This window comes from Streptomyces sp. NPDC021212 (assembly GCF_044332925.1).
Classification (GTDB): Bacteria; Actinomycetota; Actinomycetes; order Streptomycetales; family Streptomycetaceae; genus Streptomyces.
On sequence record NZ_JBIRPZ010000002.1, the window covers coordinates 848,084 to 866,655 of the forward strand.

Annotated in this window: 11 protein-coding genes; 4 read left to right on the forward strand and 7 right to left on the reverse strand. The window is 67.2% G+C overall.

Going from position 1 to position 18,572, the window contains the following annotated elements; genetic code table 11:
- Nucleotides 1–39: 39 nt before the first annotated feature.
- Nucleotides 40–2,982, forward strand: a complete 2,943-nt coding sequence (locus ACH4SI_RS08010; protein ID WP_398293804.1) for a helicase-related protein — start codon at nt 40–42, stop codon at nt 2,980–2,982.
- Nucleotides 2,982–7,109, forward strand: a complete 4,128-nt coding sequence (locus ACH4SI_RS08015) for an Eco57I restriction-modification methylase domain-containing protein (protein ID WP_398293806.1) — start codon at nt 2,982–2,984, stop codon at nt 7,107–7,109. The genes ACH4SI_RS08010 and ACH4SI_RS08015 overlap by 1 nt, the downstream gene beginning before the upstream one ends.
- Nucleotides 7,110–7,144: 35 nt before the next feature.
- Here the strand turns inward: ACH4SI_RS08015 and ACH4SI_RS08020 are convergent, their stop codons facing one another.
- The 3 genes from ACH4SI_RS08020 to ACH4SI_RS08030 form a co-directional block, all read right to left on the reverse strand.
- Nucleotides 7,145–7,339 (reverse strand): DUF397 domain-containing protein, encoded by a 195-nt coding sequence (locus tag ACH4SI_RS08020; protein ID WP_398293808.1) that lies wholly within the window; start codon nt 7,337–7,339, stop codon nt 7,145–7,147.
- Nucleotides 7,336–8,184 (reverse strand): Scr1 family TA system antitoxin-like transcriptional regulator, encoded by an 849-nt coding sequence (locus tag ACH4SI_RS08025; RefSeq protein ID WP_398293810.1) that lies wholly within the window; start codon nt 8,182–8,184, stop codon nt 7,336–7,338. The genes ACH4SI_RS08020 and ACH4SI_RS08025 overlap by 4 nt, the downstream gene beginning before the upstream one ends.
- A 160-nt stretch (nt 8,185–8,344) precedes the next feature.
- Nucleotides 8,345–9,010: a hypothetical protein gene (locus ACH4SI_RS08030; RefSeq protein WP_398293812.1), complete on the reverse strand. Its 666-nt coding sequence runs from the start codon at nt 9,008–9,010 to the stop codon at nt 8,345–8,347.
- Nucleotides 9,011–9,173: 163 nt separating this feature from the next.
- Here ACH4SI_RS08030 and ACH4SI_RS08035 point away from each other — a divergent pair, with 163 nt between their 5' ends.
- Together ACH4SI_RS08035 and ACH4SI_RS08040 are read left to right on the forward strand one after the other, a co-directional pair.
- Nucleotides 9,174–11,012 carry a DUF4357 domain-containing protein gene (locus tag ACH4SI_RS08035; protein WP_398293814.1) on the forward strand — a complete coding sequence of 613 codons (1,839 nt, stop codon included), beginning with the start codon at nt 9,174–9,176 and terminating at the stop codon, nt 11,010–11,012.
- A complete protein-coding gene (locus tag ACH4SI_RS08040) occupies nt 11,009–12,235 on the forward strand; it encodes an McrC family protein (RefSeq protein ID WP_398293816.1) in 1,227 nt (408 codons plus the stop codon). Before ACH4SI_RS08035 ends, ACH4SI_RS08040 begins: the two co-directional genes overlap by 4 nt.
- Here the strand turns inward: ACH4SI_RS08040 and ACH4SI_RS08045 are convergent.
- The 4 genes from ACH4SI_RS08045 to ACH4SI_RS08060 form a co-directional block, all read right to left on the reverse strand.
- On the reverse strand, nt 12,226–12,423 hold the full coding sequence (locus ACH4SI_RS08045; protein ID WP_398293818.1) for a DUF4926 domain-containing protein: 198 nt from the start codon (nt 12,421–12,423) through the stop codon (nt 12,226–12,228). The genes ACH4SI_RS08040 and ACH4SI_RS08045 overlap by 10 nt on opposite strands.
- Nucleotides 12,424–12,436: 13 nt before the next feature.
- Entirely contained in the window at nt 12,437–14,461 is a 2,025-nt protein-coding gene (locus ACH4SI_RS08050; protein WP_398293820.1) for a DUF6883 domain-containing protein, read from the reverse strand.
- Between the two features lie 114 nt (nt 14,462–14,575).
- Nucleotides 14,576–16,279: an N-6 DNA methylase gene (locus ACH4SI_RS08055; RefSeq protein WP_398293822.1), complete on the reverse strand. Its 1,704-nt coding sequence runs from the start codon at nt 16,277–16,279 to the stop codon at nt 14,576–14,578.
- A gap of 70 nt (nt 16,280–16,349) precedes the next feature.
- Nucleotides 16,350–18,467, reverse strand: a complete 2,118-nt coding sequence (locus ACH4SI_RS08060) for an N-6 DNA methylase (RefSeq protein ID WP_398293824.1) — start codon at nt 18,465–18,467, stop codon at nt 16,350–16,352.
- Between the last annotated feature and the right edge of the window lie 105 nt (nt 18,468–18,572).

Consider the following 18,572-nt stretch of genomic DNA (forward strand, 5'->3'; position numbering starts at 1 on the left):
CCCCGTGGAACCGAACGACACCCTCCGAGGAAAAATCTGATGAGCCCCGTCTACTCGCCCGGTTCCCTGGTCACCGCGCGCGGCCGCGAATGGGTCGTCCTGCCGGACAGCGCCGACGACATGCTGGTGCTGCGGCCGCTGGGCGGCGCGGACGACGACATCGCCGCCGTCTTCCCCTCATTCGAGACGGTCCGCAGCGCCGAATTCGCCGCCCCCTCTCCCGCCGACCTGGGCGACGCGAAAGCCGCCGGCCTGCTGCGCTCTGCCTTACGCATTGGCTTCCGCTCCGGCGCGGGGCCGTTCCGCTCGCTGGCGGGCATCGCCGTGGAGCCGCGCGCTTACCAGCTCGTACCGCTGCTCATGGCGCTGCGTCAGCGAACGGTACGCATGCTTCTCTCGGACGATGTCGGCATCGGCAAGACCGTCGAGGCGGGCCTGATCGCGAAAGAGCTGCTTGCCCAGGGCGAGGCCAAACGCCTGGCCGTGCTGTGCTCGCCAGCCCTCGCCGAACAGTGGCAGGAGGAACTGCGCACCAAGTTCGGCATCGACGCCGAGCTGGTGCTCTCCTCCACGGTCTCCCGCCTGGAACGTGGGCTCGATCTCGGACAGTCGCTCTTCGACAAGTACCCGAACGTCATCGTCTCCACGGACTTCATCAAGTCCACCCGCCACCGCGATGACTTCGTGCGCCACTGCCCCGACCTGGTGATCGTCGACGAGGCTCACACCTGCGTGGCCGCCGATGACGGCACCTCCACGCAGAACCAGCTCCGCTATGAGCTGCTGCGGCGGGTCGCGGACGACACGGAACGGCACCTGCTGCTGGTCACGGCCACCCCGCACAGCGGCAAGGAGTCCGCGTTCCGGAACCTGCTGGGCCTGGTGAAACCTGAGCTGTCCACGGCGAACCTGGACACCGACCGGGGCCGTAAGCTACTCGCCCAGCACTTCGTCCAGCGCAAGCGCGCCGATGTGCGCGAATACCTCACCAGGGAAGACGGTCTCACCGACGACCGTCTCGCCGAGAAGACCGCGTTCCCCTCCGACCGCTTCTTCAAGGACGAGACATACAAGCTGTCCAAGGAGTACCGCGTCCTCTTGGAGGACGCCATCGCGTACGCGAGCGAGCGCGTCACGGCCGCCGACAGCCAGGGCCGACGCGAGGCCCGTATCGCCTGGTGGTCCGCGATCGCCTTGCTGCGCTCCTTAGTCTCCTCCCCTCGCGCCGCCGCCCAGACCTTGCGCACGCGCTCCGCCGCGGTGGCCGCCGCCACCGCCGAGGAGGCCGACAAGCTCGGCGCACCCCTCACCCAGGACTCCAGCGAGAGCGACGCGCTAGAAGGGCTCGACGTCGCCCCCGGAGCCGAAACGGAAGCCGAGTCCGCCACGGAGACAGGGAGCGGCGCGGGAGCCCGTCTCGCAGAACTCGCCGAGCGTGCGGCGGCGTTGGAGGGGCCCGCCACGGACCTGAAGCTCAAGGCCTTGGTGACACACCTCAAGGCGCTTCTCGCGGACGGCTACAGCCCCATCGTCTTCTGCCGCTACATCCCGACGGCCGAGTACGTCGCCGAGCATCTGGAGGGGAAGCTCGGCAAGAAGACCGTGGTCAAGTCCGTGACCGGCACACTCTCCCCGCAGCAGCGCCTCGGTCGCATCGAGGAGCTGGCGAGCGAGGCGGGTGACGACCCGGCCGCCCGTCGCGTGCTGATCGCCACCGACTGCCTGTCCGAAGGCGTCAACCTCCAGCACCACTTCGATGCAGTCCTCCACTACGACCTCGCCTGGAACCCGACCCGGCACGACCAGCGCGAGGGCCGTGTCGACCGCTACGGCCAGAAACGCGACCAGGTCCGCGTCATCACCCTCTACGGCAGCGACAACGGCATCGACGGCAAGGTCCTCGACGTCCTGATCAAGAAGCACCGCCAGATCCGCAAGGACCTCGGCATCTCCGTGTCCGTTCCCGACGAGATGTCCTCCGGCGTCACCGACGCCATCGTGGAGTGGCTGCTGCTGCGCGGCCAGCAGCCCGAGCAGGAGGGCCTGTTCGAACTCGACGCGCTGGAGACGATCGATACCAAGGCGTCCCAGCTCGAGAAGGACTGGAACTCCGCCGCCGAGCGCGAGACCACATCCCGTTCCCGGTTCGCCCAGCGCTCCATCCATCCCGAGGAAGTCGCGCGCGAGGTCGCTGCCATCCGCGACACTCTCGGCGACGCGAACGAGGTCGAGGGCTTCGTGCGGCACGCGCTGGAGGCGCTGGGAGGGCTGCTGCGCCCCATGAGCGGCTCCCCCGGTGATTTCACGGCCGATGTGAGCGGCACTCCGTCCGGTCTGCGCGACGCGCTCGCCCCGGTCATCGGCGGCGAGATCGTGGAGCTCGGCAAGCCGGTCCCGTTCCGCAGGACCTCGGCGGTCGCGCGGGGCGAGGCCGCCCTCGTCCGCACGGACCCCATCGTCAGCGCGCTCGCCGGCCACGTCCTGAACGCGGCTCTGGACACCAAGGCCCTCGGCCCCCGCCCCGCCCGCCGTTGCGGCGTCATCACCACCGAGGCCGTTGAGGACCGCACCACGCTTCTGCTGGTCCGCTACCGCTTTCACCTCACCCTGCCCTCCCGCACCGGAGATCAGGAGCTCGTCGCCGAGGACGCCCGGCTGCTCGCCTTCCAGGGCTCGCCGAAGAACGCGGTGTGGCTCCCGCAGGAATCGGCTCTCGCTCTAGTGGGCGCCGAAGCAGCCGGCAACACCGACCCGCATCACGGCGAACGCACCATGGGTCGCATACTCCGGCAGCTCCCGGATACCAAAGCCCACCTGGAACGTTACGGCGAGGAGCTCGCCGCCGAACTCCTCGAATCCCATCGGCGCGTCCGCACCGCTTCCAACGAGATCATCCGCGGCCTGCGGGTGACCGTGCAGAAGCCCGCCGACATCCTCGGCGCCTACGTCTACCTCCCGGTGTCCGCTGAAGGAGCCGTCTGATGTCCGCCACCGCTCGTAACCAGGTGTTCTCCGCGGTCCACACCGTCGGCGCCCTGCTCCCCGCCGACATGCTGATACGCATCTCGGAAGGCAAGGACGTCAAGGGGTCGAGCCCCGCCGATTACCGCGTCATCGGCTCCCGTTCGGTGCGGGACGAGGCCGAACGGCACTGGGACTACCTGAAGTCCGTCTGGGTGGAGCTGAGGAAGAAGCTGCCCGCCGCTCCGGAGGCGGAGGCCCCGGCCGACCCCACGGGTCTGGCCATCACCCAGTGGCTCGAACCGCTTTTCGGCGAGCTCGGCTTCGGCCGTCTCACAGCCGTCGGTGCCGATGGCATCCCCGCCGACGACGGTACGAAGTTCTTCCCGATCAGCCACCGCTGGCACCACATACCCGTGCACATGGCCGCCTGGAACGCCGGTCTCGACAAGCGGCCCGGTGGAGCGGGCATGGTGCCGCCCCAGTCGCTCGTCCAGGAATGCCTGAACCGGCGGGAGACGCAGCTCTGGGGCATCCTCACCAACGGCCGTCAGATGCGCCTGTTGCGTGACTCCAGTGCGCTGGCCACCGCCTCGTACGTCGAATTCGACCTCGAAGCGATCTTCGATGGCGAGCTGTTCAGCGAATTCGTGCTGATGTACCGGCTGCTGCATGTCTCGCGCTTCGAGGTGGGCGAAGGCGCGGCGGCCTCGGCGTGCTGGCTCGAGAAGTGGCGTACGGACGCCATCGAGTCCGGCACACGGGCACTGGACCACCACCGTGACGGCGTGCAGCAGGCCATCACCACGCTCGGCACCGGCTTCCTCAAGCACCCGGCCAATGCGGGTCTCCGAGAGAACCTCGATGTCGAGGCCTTCCACGGCGCGCTCCTGCGTCTGGCCTACCGGCTGATCTTCCTCTTTGTCGCCGAGGACCGGAACGCCCTCCACCCGCCGAAGACACCCGAGGAAACGCGCCGGCGTTACGCGAAGTACTTCTCCTCGGCGCGATTGCGCCACCAGGCCACCCGGCGCCAAGGCACCGCGCACACTGATCTGTACCAGGCGCTGGAGATCGTGCTCCGCGCGCTGGGCGACGTGGACGGCCGTCCGGAGCTGGGCCTTCCGGGTCTCGGCGGCCTTTTCGACGACACGGACGCGGACGCACCACTGCGGGGCTTGTCCCTCTCCAACAGGTACCTGCTGGACGCCGTACGTTGTCTGGCTCGAGTACGCGACACGAACTCGGGCCGCTGGCGTCAGGTCAATTACCGCAACATAGGTTCCGAAGAGCTTGGTTCCATCTACGAGTCGCTGCTGGAGCTGGTGCCCAAGCACAGTGCGACGGACCGCACGTTCGAGCTGGTCAACCGGCTCGGCAACGACCGCAAGAAGACCGGTTCGTACTACACCCCCACCTCGCTCATCGAGACGCTTCTCGACTCCACCCTCGACCCGGTCATCGACGACGCCCAGAAGCGCGGCGAGGAGGCGGCTTCGGCGGCCGGTGCCCCGGACCCGTCGGAGGCGATCGTCTCGGAGCTGCTGTCCCTGACGGTCTGCGACCCCGCCTGCGGCTCCGGCCACTTCCTCGTCGCGGCGGCCCGCCGGATCGCGAAGCGGGTCGCAGCCGTACGGGAGGGCAACCCCGAGCCGACGCCGGTGGGGGTGGGGCACGCGCTGCACGAGGTCATCCTGCGGTGTGTGTACGGGGTGGACCTCAACCCCATGGCAGTTGAGCTGGCCAAGGTCTCGCTGTGGCTGGAGGCCCTGGAGCCGGGCCAGCCGCTCGGCTTCCTCGACGCACACATCAAGGTCGGCAACGGTCTCATCGGGGCCACGCCGAAGCTGCTGCGCGACGGCATACCGAACGAGGCGTTCAAGGCCGTCGAGGGCGACGATCCCACGTTCGCCCGCAAGCTGGCCAAGCTGAACGACAAGCAGCGCGGTGACCAGCTCAGCATGTTCGACCCCGAGGCCGGTGCGAGGATCGCCAATACGGCCTTCGCGGACCGCCTGCGTCAGATCACGACAGCGCCTTCGGGCAAGCTCCGGCAGGTTCGCGATCAGGAGGCGGCGTACGAGGAGTGGCGCGAGTCCGAAGGGTACGTTCACGCATTACATGTGGCTGACGCGTGGTGCGCGGCGTTCGTGTGGCACAAGGACAAGGGGGCGCCGCCTGCGATCACGCAGGATGTGTTCCGCGGGCTCCAGGACCCTGCGGGTGCGGCGGCGTCGGAGGCGACGCATGAGGAGATCCGGCGGTTAAGTCGGGAGTACCGGTTCTTCCACTGGCACCTGGAGTTTCCGGAGGTCGTACGGGTCCCGGAGGGCGCCGGGGCCGTAGATGTGGACCCGGCCACGGGGTGGTCGGGGGGCTTTGACTGCGTGGTGGGTAACCCGCCGTGGGACAAGGTCGACTTCGAGGACAAGAAGTACTTCAGCGTGGTGGAGCCGTCCATCGCGGAAATCTCCGGTACGGCGCGGCGGGCGCGGATCGCGGAGTGGGCGAAGGATAACCCTGACGCGGGCAAGCGTTATCGGGCCGAACGCCGCAAGGTGAAGTCAACGTTCCTCTTCGCGGGCAGCTCGGGTGCGTATCCGCTGTGCGGTAAGGGCCTCACGGTCAAGGGAGTCAACTCGCTTCAGACCGACCAACTCTTCGCCGAGCGGTTCGCGTCCATCGTGGCACCCAAGGGGCGCTGCGGGTGCATCATCCCGACGGCTATTGCGACGGGGGCGGGAGCGCAGCACCTCTTCAGCGGTTTTACGCAGCGGGGGGCGGTTTCCTGTCTTTACGATTTCGAAAACCGCAAGCCGCTCTTTGTCGGCGTGGACTCCCGCTACAAATTCTGCCTGCTCTCCCTAACAGGTCGGGGACTTCGCGAACCCTCCGCAAAATTGGCCTTCTTCCTTTTGGACCCCAGCGACCTCGACGACGGTGATCGGGCCTTCGCGCTCGCTCCTGAGGAAATCGCACTTATTAACCCGAACACCGGAACACTGCCCGTCTTCCGCGCCCGACGCGATGCCGACCTTACCGCCGCGATCTACGAACGCATCCCGGTCCTGCAGGACGAAAGCAGCCGGAATGGAAATCCCTGGGGCATCACTTTCAGGAACCTGTTTAACATGACCGACGACTCCGACCTCTTTCGCAAGCGGGAGGATCTGGACGCCAATGGATGGGAATTAAGCGGAAACGTCTTCACGCGCGGCGAGAAGCGAATGCTTCCCCTGTACGAGGGGAAGATGGCGCACCACTTCGACCACCGTTGGAATTATTACTACGGAACCGGAAACGACGACCGGAGCCGCCTCGGTATCACCGAAAAGCAGAGGCCCTCAGCGGCAGCCAGCCCGCGCTATTGGGTTGCAGAAGACGACTACATCTCGACTGTTCGCAACCGTAGGGAAGTCAAGGCGCCAGGCGTAACATTACGCTTGGAGAACATGGCTTGGGATCGGGAATGGCTCTGCGGCTGGCGAGACGTATGTCGTACGACAGATGAAAGAACCGCCATCCCGGCGTTTCTCCCGCGCGCGGCGGTTGGACACAAATTCCCCCTTATGATGCCGCGGGTCTCGGCAGTCCTCACCGCTGCCCTGATCGCAGCCCAAAGCTCATTGGTTTTCGACTACGTCAGTCGCCAGAAGATTGGCAGCACCAGCATGGGGCTCTTCATTTGGAAGCAGCTTCCCGTACCCGCCCCAAAGACAATGGAGCGCCACACTCCCTTCCTAACGCGCCGCGTCCTGGAACTCGTCTACACCGCCTATGACATGACACCACTCGCTCGCGACCTGGGTGACGAGGGTGCCCCGTTCCGGTGGGATGAGGAGCGTCGGGCGTTGATCCGCGCCGAACTCGACGCGTACTTCTTTCACCTCTACGGGATCAACCGCGAGGACACGGACTACATCCTGGAAACCTTCCAGTCCGATTCTGGTGGCGGTCTCAAAAACAACGAGATCGCCAAGTACGGCACGTTCCGCACCAAGGACCTGGTTCTCGCCGCCTACGATCGAATGTCCCCGACCGGCGTGTCACTCGACACCCCGCTCGTAGACGGCGAGAACTACACGTCGCCCCTCACTCCGCTCCCCGGCCACGGGCCCCGACACCCGGAACAGCCCGAGGCCGCCTGAGCGCGCGCAGCGCGGCTGGACCACCGCGAGGTGGCTCAGCCGCGCGAGGCGTACCGAACGAAGCGCGCCCAGTCGGCCAGCCCTACGGTGAGGCCAGGTCGCGTCACGTCCTTGGAGTCCCGCACCCGGACTATCTGCCCCGTGAGGGCGACCTCGATGCAAGCCCCGCCCTCGTTGGTGCTGTAGCTGCTCTTGAACCACATGGGCTCAGCAGCGGCTTCCGAGTTCATAGCTCTCCCCGCATCTTCTCGACAAAGGCCAGCGACTCAGTTGGCGTGAGCGCCTGAGCACGGATACTGCCGTACCGAGCCGCCAGCATACGGACCTCCTCGGCATCCGTGATCAGCTTGCTGAAGTTCTGCACCTCCACGTAGCCCACCTGCGAACGGCCCTTCGGTGTCAGCAAGATGAAGGGGCCGCCGATGCCCGCATGCTCGACCCGGTCTGTCGGCATGACCTGGAGCTGGAGACTTCGCAACTGACCCACTTCAAGCAGGTGGTCCAGCTGACCCATCTGCACGTCACGCCCACCGATGGGACGACGTAGTACGGCCTCCTCGATGATGCACGTCACGATGGGCGCTGGCCAGCGCGTCAACAGCTCGTGCCTTGCCAGCCGGGCGGCCACGCGCTCTTCAATCGTGTCCTCGTCGAAGAGCGGCATTCTCATGCGGTACAACGCCCACGCATGCGCTTCTGTCTGGAGCATGCCCGGGATCGCGTGGGCACCGTACTCGTTGACTTCGACTGCCTCGGCCTCCAGCCGGGCGTAGTCCTTGAACCACGACGGATGGCGAACCCGGGCCTTCGCCTTGGCCCGCTCGACGTCCTCCTTGGCCGCCTTCAACACCCCGCCCGCACCCAGCAGGTCATCCACGGCATCCAGCAGCTCCGGCTGCGGAATCCGCAGCCCTCGCTCAACCGCCGAGATCGTCGCCTCCGCGTATCCCAGCCGGTCCCCCAGCTCCTTCTGCGTCAGCCCCGCCCTTTCCCGCAATACCTTGATCTGTCGGCCCAGGGCGCGAAACAGATCCACCGCACCGTCGCCCGCGTCCTCATCCCTAGGATCGGCCATCACTCAACACTCCATCCACCCTCCGCACCAGGCCCATTACCCACTGTGCGAACGATTTTCGGTCAGGCTAGGACGATCCGGTCACGCCGAGTGACACAAACCGAGAAAACCCCACCGAGAGGGTGAAAGGACAGACACCGCACCCCCCGAGGCAGTGGCCCTACCCCAGGTCCCGCTTCCGTTCGGCCAGGCAGCGTCCCCACAGTCCGTACGCCCGTCCCGCCTCGCGCAGCGACTCCCGCGCGAACTCCTCATGGGCAAAACCGGACTTGGCGGCCTGCCGAACGACCGCAACCAGGTGGGTGGCCACGCGTCCGATCCGCTCATCGTGCACGGCTCGCAACCGCGGCTTGAGTTCTTCCTCCCGGCCCGCCATGGCCATCAGATCCACGTAGTCCGTGTCGTCGTCGTACGAGGACGGAACCGCGGGCAGCTCGCCCAGCGTAAGGCGGGCCACGCCCTCCCCCGCCCACTCAGCCGCTTCGTCCCGTCCGAGGACGCGGTTCATCAGACGACGTGTCTTCGCACATCTCCGCACTTCCCCGGCGACGGCCTCCAGCCCCGCCAGCTCACCAGGGATGCCCTCCTGGTCTTCCTCCTCAAGCAGCCGCTGCAACCGATCAGCGGCCGCGGCCCCCTTCTCCGCGGCCCGGTCGATCACGGCGTCGCAGCGGTCCAGCTCAGCGAAAGCCCGCTCCGCGGTCCGTATCGACGCCAGAACCATGTCCGCGGTACCGCCCTCGAACCCGCCCACCGCCTGCCTCACCTCGGATACGGAGATCGGCACCGCACTCAGCAGGTCCTCGATCCGAGGTCTACCGGCCACCGACGCGTCCCTCACAACTGCCCCCTCGCCAACATCGGCACAACTCGTCGCCCAGATCATCAGGTTCGCCACCACAGAAGGCAAAACGGGCCCTACCGGCACCCCAGCCGGGGGTACCCGCGTAGCGTGATCCAGAGCACCCTTTCCCTAGGTGAGGAGAGCCATGGCCGACGACCACCCCGCGTTCCAGTTACGGCTGCCGAACGGCGGGCCACAGGCCACCGGACGGCTGCTGACGGAGAAGGGGACGAACGGAAGCCAGAAGTTCGTCGTCTCAGCCGGGTCGCCGGTCCGTCCCGAAGTCGTGGCCTCGTTCCCGGTGCGTGTACCGTCCTCGAACCGGTATCGCGAGCGGCTGATCGCCGAGGGCGCGATCAAGGAATCCACCACCTGGACAGGGTGGCTGGAGACCGTGCGGGACATCGAATGCAACTCGCCCTCGGCCGCCGCCGAAATTCTTGTCGGACGCAGCGCCAACGGATGGTTCGAGTGGAAGAGCGCCGAGGGCCATCCACTCGGCGATTACGTGGAAGGGGCAGGGTGGGGCCCCACCCGCGCCTGGCTCGTCCGAGGCTCCAACGTCTCCGGCCTCGACCTGGTCCAGCGACTCTGGCTCCCCCAGGGGCTGGTGACGCTCTCGGCCAGGCATCTACGCCAAGGCACTCCGCAAGGCATCAGTAAAGACCGCCTGCGCACCGCCGTCCAGGAGGACTACGAGTCGTCCGCGACGTACCACCAGAAGCTGGAGCTGGTCGAGGAGCTGTATACCTTCCTCTGCCGGATGAAGCCGGGTGACACCGTCTGCACGATCTCCGAAGGCCGACTGCACATCGGCACCGTCAACGGTGCCGTCGAGCAAATCCCCTCCGAAGACGGACGGTCGAACCTGCGCCGACCGGTGGAGTGGCAGGACACGAGCTACGCCTACGACGGGCTGCCCACGGAGATCCAGCAGAAGTTGTCCGTGCAGCACGAGGTCGTCGATCTCAGCGTGCTCAAGGACCTGATCGATGGACTCGGGCGCAGCGACCAAGAACTGGAGGAAGAGGCCGAGGCGACCGACCGGGACCCGAGCGTCGAGATTCCGGCGATCACCGCCCGGCGCAAGCTGGAGCTGCCTGAGCCCGATGAGGAGCTGGCGCGGAAGCTCCTCGTGCACAAGGTGGACTGGCTGCGGGAGATCCGCGATCTGCTCTGGGACGAGAAGCAGCTTGTCCTCTACGGGCCTCCGGGGACGGGCAAGACGTATCTCGCCTTGCATCTGGCGGAGTTCCTGGGCGGCGGCCCCGAGCAGGTGAAGCTAGTGCAGTTCCACCCCTCCTACGCGTACGAGGACTTCTTCGAGGGGTTCCGGCCGCAAGAGGACCCGAAGACTCGTGAAGTGGCCTTCAGGCTGACCGCCGGGCCGCTGCGGGAACTCGCCGACCTCGCCTCCCGCGAGGGCAACCGCCATATCCCCCACTTCCTGATCATCGACGAAATCAATCGGGCCAATCTGGCGAAGGTGTTCGGCGAGCTGTACTTCCTGCTGGAGTACCGGAAGAAGTCGGTACGGCTGCCGTACTCCGGCGAGGACTTCGGGCTCCCGCGCAACCTCTTTGTCATCGGCACCATGAACACCGCCGACCGGTCGATCGCCCTCGTGGACGCGGCCATGCGCCGCCGGTTCGCGTTCGTGGAACTGTCGCCGCGCACGGAGCCGACGAGCGGCCTGCTGAGACGGTGGCTCGAAGAGGAAGGCAAGGACAGCGAGCCGGCCGATCTGTTGGACGAACTGAATACCCGTATCGATGACCCCGACTTCCGGATCGGCCCGTCCTACCTGATGAAAGAAGGGGTGTACCGGGCCGGCGGGCTGGAGCGCACCTGGCGGACCAAGATCCTGCCGCTGCTTGAGGAGCAGCATTACGGGGAGGGCGTGGACATCGAGAAGCGGTATGGGCTGGAAGCGCTACGAGCCGCGCTCGCCGTGAAGGTCCACGTGGACGAGCCCTCCTCGTGAGCGATCCCATTGAGCTCATCGAGCATGCCGGCCCGGTCCCGCACCGGCTCCCCGACGCGGTCGGGCAGGCACTCGCCGCATCGCGCATCATCGATGCCGCTCCGGACCCGTACACGGCCGGGATGTGGACGCTCCGGGCGAACAGCAAGGTCGGGGCGGTGCGGGTGGAGGTGCCGGGCGGGGAGCCGGTGACGGTGCGGATCATGCCGAAGGTACCCATCACCCGGCTGTTCTTCCTGTTCGGCTACAGCCTGGACCCGCGCGGCTGGCGGGACGGGGAGGTGGACGTCGCCGAACACCGTGAAGTACTGCCCGCCCTGGCCCACGCCTATGAGCGCCAGGTCGACCGGGCCATCTGCCGCGGACTGCTCCAGGGGTACCGGGTCACGGAGGAAACGGCGCTCGTCGTACGCGGTCGCATCCGGGAGGCCGAGCAGATCCGGCGGCGATTCGGAGCCGCACTGCCCGTGGAGATCGCGTACGACGAGTTCACCACCGACATCGCGGAGAACCAGCTGCTGCGCGCGGGGGTAGACCGGCTACTGCGCCTGCCGGGCGTACCGCGTGATGTCCGGCGAAGGCTGCTGCACCAGCGGACACGGCTCGCGGATATCACGCCGCTCGTCCGCGGGCAGGCGCTGCCGAAGTGGCATCCCAGCCGCCTCAACGCCCGCTACCACCCCGCGCTCCACCTGGCCCGCGCCATTGTGGACGGGGCCTCAGCGGAGCACAGATCAGGAGCGCTGCGGATCGCCGGGTTCCTGTTCGACATGAACAAACTCTTCGAGGACTTCGTGTGCATCGCCCTGCGCGAGGCTCTGATCCCCCACGGGGGCCGGAGCAGGCTCCAGGCTCCGGGCGTGCACTTGGACGAGGACGACAGCGTCCGAATGCGTCCGGACCTCGTGTGGTACGGAGACCGGAGTCGTCCCATCGCGGTCGCCGACGCGAAGTACAAAGCGGAGAAGGTGTCCGGCTATCCCGACGCCGATCTGTACCAGATGCTCGCGTACTGCACCGCGCTCGGGCTTCCCGAAGGACATCTGATCTATGCCAAGGGCAACGCCGCTCTGAACAGTCACCAAGTGCGCCGGGCCGGGACCGTGCTGCACCAACACGCCCTTGACCTGAATCAGGAGCCGGGCGCGCTGCTGGCCGATGTGGGAGAGCTGGCCGAGCGCATGGCTCAGGGTGCCGCGGCGCAGGTGAGCGGTCACTCCTGAGAGACGGGCCGGATCTGCTCCGGACGTAGCGGGAGAAGAGCGAGCGTGCGCCCCTCATCATCGCTGAACTCGACCTCATAGGCCGGAGGGTTGTCGTACAGGTCGACCACGGTGCCGGTCATACCTGAGCGCAAGCCCTCCTCGGGGATGTCGACCACCAGTTGAACGACGTCGAACAGTTGCGTCATCTGCTGCCTCTGATCACGGGAAACTCAGTGTGACAAACCGGGTCGCGCCGGTCTCGGCATCGACGATCCAGGCGGTCCGGACCGTCATGCTCCCATTGGACCCGGACAGCTCGACGTCCCGGATCCACCGCTGGCCGTATTGGTCGCCCTTCCCAGGCTGGGCTCCACCACGCTGCACTTGGTCCATGATTTGGCGCTTGACCTCGGCAGCGTCTTCTTGGCCCAGTCCGGTTCTGGACTTGATGACGCGTGCCTTGTTCTTGCCGACCGGATGTTCCGGGTTGAGCGCGTACTCGGTCAATTTTCGATCGTCGAACGCCGCGTCCCGGAAGTCGGGCTTCTGCTCTCCCGCAGACGTCTGCTCCGGCTCCTCGGAGCCGCGGCTTGCCCCTTCTCCGGACTGTCCGGCACCGGCCGCCGCTGCCATCAGGAGAATGCCGAGAATACGGAAGGCTCCCGCATGGACGGCCACCTCACCGGCCTCCACTCCCACAAGAACGAGACCTCCGCCGGGTGGGAAGAGCGCGAGGAGGGACAACAGGATGAGGGCGAAGCCGAGATATGCCAGAAAGTTGTTGAGGGCTTCCAGGAGGTGAAGGTTACGGATCACGGGTTCGTCCGCTTCCAGGCCGTCCTGAAGACGCAGCAACAGGAGCACCCCCGTGGTCAGCCCGCCTGCCGCCGTCCAGGTCCGGAACCGCACAGCGGCCAGCGTCTCCCCAAGGGCGACCGCGTTGGTCGCCCGCCATGCGCGCAGCAGCGTGAACATCTGGAAGCCGAGCCAGAGCAGTCCGGCGACACCGAAGGCCATCAAGATGTTCGGGCCATTGCCCGAGGTGAAGTGTTCCTGGAAGTCCGCCGCGGCCGGGAAGGAACCCACCCCCAGGAGGACAAGCGAGGGAAGGGCGAGCACCAGAGAGATGAGGATGAACCACGGGCGGCGCCGGTCCCGTACCGATCTGGCCGCTTGACGCCACGTCCGAAAGTTGATGTACCGCCACGCGTGTTCGTGGTTGGAGGCATCGATCTGCCTGGCGGACCAGACGACGGCACGATGCAGGGAATCGGCTCCCGGGTGCGGAGGACGGGCTGCCGCGTAGAGCAGAGCGCGGCGCATTCGGGCGAAGCGCAGGGCGATCGACGCGGTCCACGGCACCCGCCACGCCGCGTACCCCGCCAGCGCTCCGAAGCCGGAATACCCGGCCTGCTCGGCGTAGAGCAGCACGCCCGGTACCGTCCGCTTGCTCTGACGTATCTGTCGTAGGTCGATGGCCGCTGCGACCACCAAGGACAAGAGCGGTACGGTCCACAGCGTTCCGTCGAAGGTATCGACGAGCGACGTCGCATCGTGGTCGGTGGGGTGTTGAGCGACATAGTTGCTGAGCATGTGGTGAGCGGTTGCGGCCGCCACTAAGGGTAGACCGAGGAGACGAAACCAGCCGCGCCCGCGAAGGAGAACACCGATTCCGAGCGCAGTCAGAGCGGTGTAGACGAGATGCGGACTGGCGCCTGCCTCCGGGGTGAGATCACCCAGCTCAAGAGTGCCCTGCGGGGCGGGGAACCACGCCGAGACGACCTGTTCCGGGCCGGGTATGTAGGGGGCTTGAAGGCTGTCCGGGATGGCCCAGCCGCCGGCCGGATGCGAGATCGCTCGGTCCGCGTCCAGCCCGAACCGAGCCAGCGCCTCCAGTAATCCGAAGCCCGCCCCCAGCCCCGCCCCGAGAACCACGTAATCGGTGAGACCCCACTGCCGGGCGATCTTGACGTTGCATGCGGCGAGCAGCAGCGGTGTGAGCTTGATGAGTTCCTCGATGACCGGATCGATGCTGTAGCTCGCAGCGTCCACGACCTTCACCAGTGGTTCGCCGGTCATGTCCGCCACGATCCGCGTGTACGCGAGTTCCAGCAGCGCGGCCACGACGCCGCACCCGTACACGCCGAGCGGAATCGCCAACAGCACGGTGGAGACGCGTACCGATCGCGTCACCGATGCCAGCGTCAGGAGCTGCACCACGCCGTAGACGGTCGCGATCACCATGAGTAACGCCACGCCTACCCCCCACTCGCGTGTGTGCGGCAGAGATTAGAGGAGGGCGGTGCGGGTGTGCCAGGTGATTCATTCACTCAAACAGATGGATGATGGCCGTTCCGGTCAGTTGCCTGGCTTGGTCGGCACGTCTGAAGCGGGAGGTGTGAGCGTCCCGTTGGTGAGTCCCTCGCGGGCGAGGGCCACTGCCTGTGCGGCGAGTTCAGCGACCGCCTGGGCTTGCTGTTCGAACTCCTGGAGCGAGCGGAAGGCGGCCCCGTAACGGCGCTGTTCGTCGACAGACATCTGCGGGATGCGCGAGCCGCGCACGTCGAGCCGGTAGCTGCCGCTGGCGCTGGTAGAGCGGCGGATGTTTACGGGGCTGCGCAGAAAGCCATGAAGGTAGTCGGTGTCGAGCTGGTCGCTGGTGGAGAACGGCAGGTCGTCGCCGAGCTCGACGAGCCCGGCGCGGACGAGCTCAGCGACGCTGACGGCGGCACTGTCCAGCGGTGCGAGGCCGGCTCCCGCATCCAGGGCCGGCATCTGGTCGAGCAGCGCCCGTGCCTGGCGCTCCAGCTCCTGCCGGGCGGCGAGGTATTCGGCGGGGTGGTCACGATGGAGCTGCCTCACGTGGTTGCGGGGGGCCAGGTCGACCGTGTCATCCAGCAGGTCGATGAGGGGGACCTCGGCGATCTGTTCGGGGCGAGGCTCCATCGGACCGCTTGGATCGTTCTCCGACAGGTCGATCATGCGCACGGCGGCAGCAGCTTTGACATGCGGCCCGGGGCGGCGTAGCTGCCACAGATGGACGGGTAGGGCATGCGTGGCGGCCATACCGGCGGGCAGCGCGACCACATGGGTGAGAATTCCCCGGCGGACCAGTTCGGCGCGAATGCGTCGGCCGGCCTTGCGATAGGCCACGGAAGTCGGCATGACGATGATCACGCGGCCGCCGGGGGCGGTGTGCGCATAGCAGTGCTGGAGCCAGGCGAGTTCGTTCTCGGCGCGGGAGGGGGTGCCAAGTTCCCACCGGGCGTCGAGAAGGAGTTCCTCACGGCCCCAGTCGGGTACGGCTGCCGGAGGGTCGCAGACAACGAGATCCGCGCCGAGTCCCGGCCAACGATCGTGACGCAGTGAGTCCCCTGTTTCGATGGCCGTATCGTCGTGAGCGGAGAGGTCCGCGACGAGCTGTGCGAAGCGCGCGGCGCCAGGGTCGGCTTCCTGACCTCGCCGTGAGAGGCCAGATCCAGGCCCTGTGGGGCCGACTGCACAGAGAAGCGTACCGATCCCGCATGCGGGATCGAAGACGGTAGCGGTGGACGGCAGGGGTTCCTCGTCCACGAAGTGGCGGATGGCCTTGATCAGCCTCTGGGGGGTGACCTGGTCCGCCTCGGAGCGGCGGGGGAAGTCCAGGAAACGCTCGATCAGCCCCTGGACAACCTCGGCCGCGGACGCACAGGCAGCGAGCTTTTCGGCCGGTTCGGCAACGCTCGCGTCGAGGTCAGGGTCCTCATCGTCAGGGTTCGCACGCGCCAGGAAGCGAGCCACGGCTGCGAGCCCGCCGATCGTGTCATCGCCGTAAGCGCCGCGAAGTGCCTGCCAAAGATGGACCTCGTCCGTCTCCTCGTGGCCCTTCTGCCGACGGGACAGCCAGGCACGGACCTCCGCAAGAGAGAAAAGAGGACTGCTCGCTCCCCCACCGGCCGGAGACGGGAAGTCGGCGTAGCGCCGCCTCCAGTTGGAGACGGCGGCTCTGGTGACCCCAGCCAGCCGTGCGATATCGGCGCCCGTGACCAACGCTTCGGCAGCGGGGCGAGCGTCGTCCGTCATGGGGCTCACCGTACACGCAGAGTGATCACATTACCAAGGGTAATGCGTTTACTTCGCAAACGGAGAAGTTTTACAGAGTTGCCCGCGTATCTGTGTCCACAGCACGGAACTGCGCCGCGAGGGCGTCGATCGAATTGCGAGCCAGCTCCTCACCCAGATCGTGCACCGTGCGCAGCGCCCGGGTGAAGCGAGCGACCGACCGGAACGCTTCACCGTACAAGCGCTGCCGCTCGAGCGGCACGAGGGGAATACGCACTCGACGCGGGTCAATGCGGGCGTGGAGGCCGAGCGCGCTGGTAGCCGAAGCCGCCTGACGGCTGCCCTCGGCACTGGACAGATAACCGGCGAGATACCACGGGTCGACAAGCTCCGGATCCGTGACCCGCAGATGGTGCACACCGGAATCGGGGTAGGCGCCCGCGTCCTCGGCGGTGGCCACCCGCGCGACGACCGTGTCCGCCATCACGGGTACCAGGATGTCGCCCTCCCTGACTCGCGGGTGCCGCAAGGGGTCCTCGGGGACCGGCCCAGAGGCGGACGGCGGGCGGCCGGAGGTGATGTCCCCCACCGTGAGGAACCGCGCCTCCCCCGGCCCTGACGGCTCTTCAGTGCTGGTGATGCGGTGCACCGTGGTTTGACGGTGCAGAACCACCGCGCCGCTCTTGACCAGGTCACCCAGGGAGACGATGCGGGTTGCGCCAGGTTCGCTCTCGTCCTGTCCGGCGAGCGGAAGGTCGGAGGGCAGATGCGAGCGCAATGCCCTGGCAGCGTTTTCGAACGCGGTCCGGGCCGCGGCGAGGGCATCCCGGGAGACGCCTGGTTGCGTCGGCTTCGGCAGATGGCGGTGCGGGGTGACATCCGTCTCGCCGAGCAAATCGACCAGTGGGACTGTACGGGCCACCCCTGGCCAGGCGGCGAAGGTCTCCGGTGCCGTGACGTAGGCGGACCAGATCTCCTCGATCAGCGGAGCGGGGTCCTGTGCCTCGCTGGCATCCACAACCAGAAGGTGATCGGGCGACGGGGCGTCTGCGGCGTCCGGCCGACGCATCACCCAGATCTGCAGGGGCAAGGCGTAGTGCGCGGCGTAGCCCGGTGGAAGGGAGATCACCGCTCGCAGCGCCCCACGCTGGAGCAATGCGGCACGGATGCGACGGCCGGAGGGCCGTGTGGCGGCGGCAGGAGGCATCAACAGTATGACGGGAGCGCCGGGCGCGGCATGCGCCAGCGCCTGTTGTACCCACGCCAGTTCCGATTCGGCACGTGGAGGCACGCCGTACTCCCATACGGGAGAGTGGGCGAGTTCGTCGTAACCCCAGGTGCGGTCGGCGAAAGGGGGATGGCCGATGACGGCGGCCGCCTTGCGCGGGTATACCGGCGTCCGCAGGAAATCCGCGGCGTGCACATCATATACGACCGTAGGTCCGCCCGAGACGGCGGCGCGGAAAGCCAGACGTAGAGCCGCGATACGGGCAAGCGAGGCGTTCAGCTCCTGGCCATGGACGCGCTGGTATCCGTGGTCGGCGGCGGCGAGCAGAAGGGTGCCGCTGCCGCACGCCGGATCGATCAAAGTGCCGTTTCCGGGACCGGCGAGGGTGACCATGAGGTCCGCGAGGGAGGGCGGGGTCGCGGCGAACCCGGCGCGCGGACCGCTTCCGAAGTGGCGGGAGCACAACTCCTCGAAGGTCGCCACCGGACCATCGGTGGCAGCCGCGGCGGCGGCCGCGGTCAGCAGTTGGATCTGCCGGGGGCCGAACTCGTACCGCGGGCAGTGGGCCAACAGGGCGGTGACACCCGCGCGGGCACCGGGAGACTCCGCCAGCGACCGCTCAGCGGTGCGCATCAGACCTTCACAGCCGGACGCGGTGGTGGGCACGGTGGTGCCCGGGTGTGCAAGAAGGTGCAGCAGCAGTGTTCCAGTCATACCGAGGGCGTCGTCCATCGGCATGACCCCCCGTACCGAGTCGAGGGCCTGCCACAGCCGTTGCCCCGCTGGGATCTCGGGGGCCTTGCGTTCCTGCCGTAGCCAGGCCTCCACCTCCGCGAGGTCGAACCGGGGGCTGCGCTCCGTACCGCCGACCGGCTGCGGGAAGCCCTCGTGGCGGCGGCGCCAATTACTGACAGCGGTAGGGCGCACGCCGGCGATGCGAGCGATGTCCGCCGATGTGACCTCGACCCGGTTCCCGGACACGGCTACTTCCCGCCTTCTGCGTCCACTGTCGGCATCCCTACGCCTCCCTTGCCTGTGCACCGGACTCTACTCGGGAGTATGGAAGCGGCCAAGTCCACACCACCT

Coding starts and splice junctions, on each gene's coding strand:
- ACH4SI_RS08015 (WP_398293806.1), top strand. CDS start 2,982: ATGTCCGCCACCGCTCGTAACCAGGTGTTCTCCGCGGTCCACACCGTC.
- ACH4SI_RS08045 (WP_398293818.1), bottom strand. CDS start 12,423: ATGACGCAACTGTTCGACGTCGTTCAACTGGTGGTCGACATCCCCGAG.
- ACH4SI_RS08010 (WP_398293804.1), top strand. CDS start 40: ATGAGCCCCGTCTACTCGCCCGGTTCCCTGGTCACCGCGCGCGGCCGC.
- ACH4SI_RS08020 (WP_398293808.1), bottom strand. CDS start 7,339: ATGAACTCGGAAGCCGCTGCTGAGCCCATGTGGTTCAAGAGCAGCTAC.
- ACH4SI_RS08035 (WP_398293814.1), top strand. CDS start 9,174: ATGGCCGACGACCACCCCGCGTTCCAGTTACGGCTGCCGAACGGCGGG.
- ACH4SI_RS08050 (WP_398293820.1), bottom strand. CDS start 14,461: ATGGTGATCGCGACCGTCTACGGCGTGGTGCAGCTCCTGACGCTGGCA.
- ACH4SI_RS08055 (WP_398293822.1), bottom strand. CDS start 16,279: ATGACGGACGACGCTCGCCCCGCTGCCGAAGCGTTGGTCACGGGCGCC.
- ACH4SI_RS08025 (WP_398293810.1), bottom strand. CDS start 8,184: ATGGCCGATCCTAGGGATGAGGACGCGGGCGACGGTGCGGTGGATCTG.